5 protein-coding genes and 1 pseudogene are annotated in these 5,013 nt (G+C 76.0%); 4 read left to right on the plus strand and 2 right to left on the minus strand.

Annotated features, from left to right (window positions below):
- Positions 1–411, minus strand: a pseudogene (locus ABD323_RS24165) (hypothetical protein); the annotation flags it as partial.
- Between ABD323_RS24165 and ABD323_RS24170 the strand changes: the two are divergent.
- Positions 401–745: a ricin-type beta-trefoil lectin domain protein gene (locus tag ABD323_RS24170; RefSeq protein ID WP_344444020.1), complete on the plus strand. Its 345-nt coding sequence runs from the start codon at positions 401–403 to the stop codon at positions 743–745. The pseudogene ABD323_RS24165 and the gene ABD323_RS24170 sit on opposite strands and share 11 nt — an antisense overlap.
- Positions 746–843: 98 nt before the next feature.
- Here ABD323_RS24170 and ABD323_RS24175 read toward each other — a convergent pair whose 3' ends face one another.
- Entirely contained in the window at positions 844–1,833 is a 990-nt protein-coding gene (locus tag ABD323_RS24175) for an ArsR/SmtB family transcription factor (RefSeq protein WP_344444021.1), read from the minus strand.
- A gap of 176 nt (positions 1,834–2,009) precedes the next feature.
- On the opposite strand from ABD323_RS24175, the gene ABD323_RS24180 reads away from it, so the two are divergent.
- The 3 genes from ABD323_RS24180 to ABD323_RS24190 all read left to right on the plus strand — a co-directional run bounded on the left by ABD323_RS24180 (position 2,010) and on the right by ABD323_RS24190 (position 4,964).
- A complete protein-coding gene (locus ABD323_RS24180; RefSeq protein WP_344444022.1) occupies positions 2,010–2,879 on the plus strand; it encodes an isocitrate lyase/PEP mutase family protein in 870 nt (289 codons plus the stop codon).
- 151 nt (positions 2,880–3,030) lie between these two features.
- Complete coding sequence (locus tag ABD323_RS24185) at positions 3,031–3,954, plus strand: helix-turn-helix domain-containing protein (protein ID WP_344444023.1); 924 nt, start codon at positions 3,031–3,033, stop codon at positions 3,952–3,954.
- Positions 3,955–4,049: 95 nt separating this feature from the next.
- Positions 4,050–4,964, plus strand: a complete 915-nt coding sequence (locus tag ABD323_RS24190) for a dioxygenase family protein (protein WP_425556132.1) — start codon at positions 4,050–4,052, stop codon at positions 4,962–4,964.
- Positions 4,965–5,013 lie beyond the last annotated feature (49 nt).

The raw sequence follows: 5,013 nt of genomic DNA on the forward strand, positions 1-5,013 counted from the left end.
GACGCCCACCCGGGTGCTGGGCCTGGCCTGGCTGCCCTCCGCCGAGCCGGGCGGCCCGGCGCCGGGGTCCGGCGTGCCGCCACCGACGCCGTCCGCGATCCCTCCGAGCGCACCCCCGACCGCGCCGCCGACGGCACCGACGTCCACACCGAGTGCCGCCCTGCCGACGGTCACCGCGCCGGGCGCCGGCCCGTCGGCGCCGGTGCTGACCGGGTCCCCGGCCGCGTGGCCCACCGTCGCGCCGTCCTCGGCCGGGCCGACGTCGCCCGCGCCGACGTCACCCGCTCCCGTCCCCGCGCGCCCCTCCGCCACCCCCGAACCGCCCCGCACTCCCGCCCCCGACCCGCCCGGCCAACCGCCGGCGACGCCCGAGCCGCCGGTCGGCACCCGGCTGCTGGTCGTGCAGTCCACCGGGGGCTGCCTCACCGCCCGCCCCGACGGCAGCACCGTCGTCCGGCTCTGTGACGGGCGGGCGGAGCAGCGGTGGAGCCCGGTGGACGGCGCCTTGCGCACCCTCGGTGGCGCGTTCTGCCTGGCGCCGCTCGGCGCCCCGAGCCGGCCCGGCACGCCGGTCGGCGTGCTGCCCTGTACCGGCTCGGCGGGCCAGGTCTGGCACTTCGAAGCGGACGGGTCGCTGACCGGGGTCCCCTCCGGCCTCTGCCTGGACGTGCTCGGCCGTGCTGCCGGGAGCGCCGCCCCGCGGCTCTGGCCCTGCGAGCGGCGCCCGGGCCGGGGACCGCGCTGAGCCGCCCACCGCGCGGTGCCCCGCACTCAGCCGTGTCCGCACCCCGCAGGGTCCCATCCCGCGCGGGCCGCCTTTGATCGTGCCCGCTGCGGGCGCGGTCAGGGCTGCGCGTCGAGCAGGGCGTCGGCCAGTGCGGTGCGGGCGTACAGCACCGAGCGGCCGGCCCGGTGAGCGCTGACCAGGGCGGCGGAGTGCAGCGCGGTCAGGTGCTGCGAGACGGCCGCCGCCGACAGGTCGGCGCGGTGGGCGAGTTCGGTGGTCGAGGCGGGCGAGTCCAGTTCGGCCAGCAGCAACGCCCGGGAACGACCGACGACGGCGGCCAGGGCGTCCGTGCGCGGTTCGCGCCGGCTCTCCCACAGCGTGGCGGCTCCCCTGGCGGGGTAGGCCAGTTGGGGTGGGTCCGGCGCGACGGCCCGGGTCAGCACCCGGGGCCAGGCGAAGGCCGACGGTGCCAGGACCAGCCCGCCACCGGTGGCGATCCTGGTGAGCCGGCAGTGCCGTTCGGTCAGCAGCAGCGAGTCGCCGTCCCACCGCACGGTCTCGTGCAGGTTGTTGAGCATCCGCGCGGTGCCGCTCCCGGCCGCCTGCCGGGCCCGGTGGAAGACGTCCGCCTCCAGCACCGCGCGGATCCTGGCCCAGTAGGGGGCCAGCGCCAGCTCCCAGTAGGCCTCGATCTCCGCTGCCAGCCGCGGCAGTTGGGCCGGCGGGTCGCGGTAGAGGGCGCGCAGTCGCGGCGGCAGCCGGCCACCGCGCTCCGCGGCCAGGTAGTCGAGGTCCTGCCTCACCTGGCGCGGGTCGGTGGCCGCGATCGTGGCCAACTCCTCGTCGAGCGTGCGGGCGTAGCCGGTCGGAGGTGGATTGAGGAAGTCCGGCAGGTGGCCCGTGGGGGCGATCATGTCGGCGAGCCAGCCGTGGTCCAGTCCCGCGGCCGCGCACCGCGGGCGCACCTGGGCGGCCCAGCCGCGGTGCAGGGCGGGCACCGGCGTGCCGATCAGCGCCCGGAAGCTGGTGACCACCTCCCACATCGGGCAGAGCGCGAAACGGGTGTGCGCCAGATCGCTCACGGACAGCGTCAGCTTGGCCCTCACCGTCGCCTCCGAACCGTCGTACCGTGCCCCGCCGATGCCAGGATTCGGTGAGAGCTTAATCAGTACCGGTCGGCCGCTTCGCCGCGCAGGATGGCCGAGGGCAGCGGTGCCGTGCTGCCCGGTGTACACCGGCCCGGCCGGTGCACCCGTTCCGATCCTCGAAAGCGGTCCTCCCCATGCCTGTTGACCCCACCTCCGCCACCGACACCCACACCGCCTCCCACACCGACACCGAGAAGGCCCGGCTGCTGCGCCGGTTGAGCGCGGACACCGTCCTCGTGCTCCCCAACGCCTGGGACGCCGGCAGCGCGGCCGTCATCGCCGCCGCCGGCGCCCCGGCGATCGCCACCACCAGCGGCGGCGTCTCCTGGTCGCTGGGCCGCGGGGACGGGCAGGGGCTGAGCCGGCAGGAGATGGTCGACGCGGTGCGGCGGATCGCGGCCTCGGTCGACGTGCCGGTGACGGTCGACGTGGAGGGCGGCTACGGTCCGGACCCGGCGGACGTCGCCGCGACGGTCCGGGCGGTGGTGGCGGCCGGCGCCGTGGGCGTCAACCTGGAGGACTCGACCGCCGTCGGCGGCCCGCTCTTCGACCTCGCCGCGCAGGGCGCCCGGCTGCGCGCGGCCCGCCGGGCCGCGACCGACGCGGGCCTGCCGGACCTCGTGATCAACGCGCGCACCGACGTCTTCCTCTTCGGCATCGGCGCGGCCGACGGCCGGTCGCACGACGTCCTGGCGCGCGCCGAGGCCTACGCGGAGGCCGGCGCCGACGGGATCTTCGTCCCCGGCCTGCTCGACCTCGAGGGGCTGCGCGCGCTCTGCGCCCGCTCGCCGCTGCCGGTCAACGCGATGGCGGTCCCCGGCGGCCCGACCGTGGCCGAACTCGCGGACGCCGGGGTGCGCCGGATCAGCCTGGGCACCGCGCTGGCGCAGTCCGCCTACAGCGTGGCCCACCGTGCCGCCGCGGAGCTCTTCGGCACCGGCGGCCACACGACCCTGGGTGGTGCGCTCAACTACGGTGAGCTGAACGGCCTGTTCACCGGCTGACCGCACGGACCCGCGCCGACCGCACCGACCGCCGCGCCGGTGCGCCCGTTTTGGGCGGGTGGCCGGCCGCTCTGGACGGGCGGCCGCCCGGATCGCAGACTACCGGGGTGGACCAGACCAATTTCCGCTGCCCGCACCGGAGTCCGACCTCGTGAGCGGCCTCGTCGCCGAGCGCGGACGGATGCCGGAACTGCACGGCCTCCAGGTGCCGCAGCCGCACCGACTGCCTTTCGCGATCGGGTCGTTCGAGAGCATCGGGCCGCTCTCGCTGGCCGACTACCCGCACCGGCACTCGTTCTTCGAGATCGTCCTGGTGACCGGCGGCACCGGCCGGCACGTGCTCGACCTCGTGGCGCACCCGGTGGAGCCGCCCCGGCTCGGGGTGATCGCCCCGGGGCAGGTGCACCACTGGCAGGACGTCCGGGGCATCACCGGCTGGGTGATCCTCTTCAACGAGGACTTCCTGCTCGGGCACCCCGGTGACGGCGAGGCCCTGCGCGCGCTCGGCCGGCGGCCCTGGCCGCTCCTCGATCCGGTCATGGCCGCCCGGTTCTCCTCCCTGGCAGCCGAGTTGGCGGATGAGTACCTCCTTGGGGGCGAGGGCTGCGCCGAGGTGCTGCGGGCCGGCCTGCACATCCTGATCGTCTGGGCGGCGCGGCTGGGCGCGCCGGCGTCCGGGGTGGCCGCGAGCGGTGGCCGGGCGGCCGAACTGGCTTCCGCCTTCGCCCGGTTGGTCGCCGACCCCGGCCGCGGCGAGCGCTCGGTGGCCGGGTGCGCGCGGGAGCTGGGCGTCTCGGTGGCGCACCTGCACGAGGTGGTGCGCCGGCAGGTCGGCCGCACCCCGGGCCGGTTGATCCGCGAGCAGCAGACCCTGGAGGCCAAACGCCTCATCGCCGTCACCAATCTGACGATCAGCCAGGTCGCGGCGGCGATCGGCTTCGTCGACCCGGCGTACTTCTCGCGGTTCTTCCGACGGGAGACCGGCATGACGCCGGGGGGCTACCGCCGGGAGGTCCGAGAAAAGCACCAGGATCCCCGGGATCCGTCCATCGTGGCGCCCGGCGCCCCGGCATAGCTTCGTACCGGTCCCCGTCGCGGGCCGTGTCCCCCACCCGGCCCGCGATCGCGGTCATTGTCATGGCAGAAGCAACCTCGTCGAAGGAGCGCTCCGTGCCTCACCCCCACGACCCCCGAGAGCCGCTGGCGCACGACCCGTCCGCCAGGGACGAGCACCTGATCAGCCGCAAGAGCCTGCTGAAGGCCGCCGCCCTGGCGAGCGCCGTGCCGCTGGTCACCGGCGGCGGGATCGCGCTGGCCCGCGACCGCGCCGGCACGGGCGGCGCGCTGTCCGCCACCCCGCAGTGCGAGGACGGCGACGCCCCGACCGTCGCGCAGATCGAGGGCCCCTACTTCAAGCCGAACTCGCCGCTGCGCACCTCGCTGGTGACCGCCGGCACGGTCGGCACCCCGCTCACCGTCACCGGCTTCGTCTTCGGGCGGGCCTGCGTGCCGATCGCCGGCGTGCTGTTGGACTTCTGGCAGGCCGACGACGCGGGCAACTACGACAACACCGGCTTCACCTTCCGCGGCCACCAGTTCACCGACGCCCACGGGGCGTTCAGCCTCACCACGATCGTCCCCGGCCTCTACCCCGGCCGGACCCGGCACATCCACGTCAAGGCACAGGCTCCCGGACGGCCGATCCTCACCACCCAGCTGTACTTCCCCGGCGAGCCGAGCAACAGCAGCGACAGCATCTTCGACGCCCGGCTGCTGATGGACGTCCGCCAGGTCGGCAACGGCGAGCAGGCGGCCTTCGACTTCGTGCTCGACATCGCCCAGACGCCCACCCCGACCCCCACCGGACCCACCCGCACCCCGACGCCGACCCCCACGCCCACGCCGAGTGCCACCGCGACCACCAGCCCGACCACCCAGCCCGGCGGGACCTGGGCCGCCGGCACCACCTACCGGACCGGCGACCAGGTGACCTACAGCAGCCTCGGCTACCGCTGCCTGCAGGGCCACACCGCGATCACCGGTTGGGAGCCGCCGTACGTCCCCGCGCTCTGGCAGCGCCTCTGAGCGGAGCCGCCGCCCACCGGGGCCGGCGGCTCCGGGGGGGCCGCGTCTC

The sequence above is a fragment of the Kitasatospora nipponensis genome (assembly GCF_039528135.1).
Lineage (GTDB): Bacteria > Actinomycetota > Actinomycetes > Streptomycetales > Streptomycetaceae > Kitasatospora > Kitasatospora nipponensis.

What these genes read in the sequence shown, in the direction of transcription:
- ABD323_RS24180 (WP_344444022.1), top strand. Translation starts at nt 2,010, where the DNA reads ATGCCTGTTGACCCCACCTCCGCCACCGACACCCACACCGCCTCCCAC.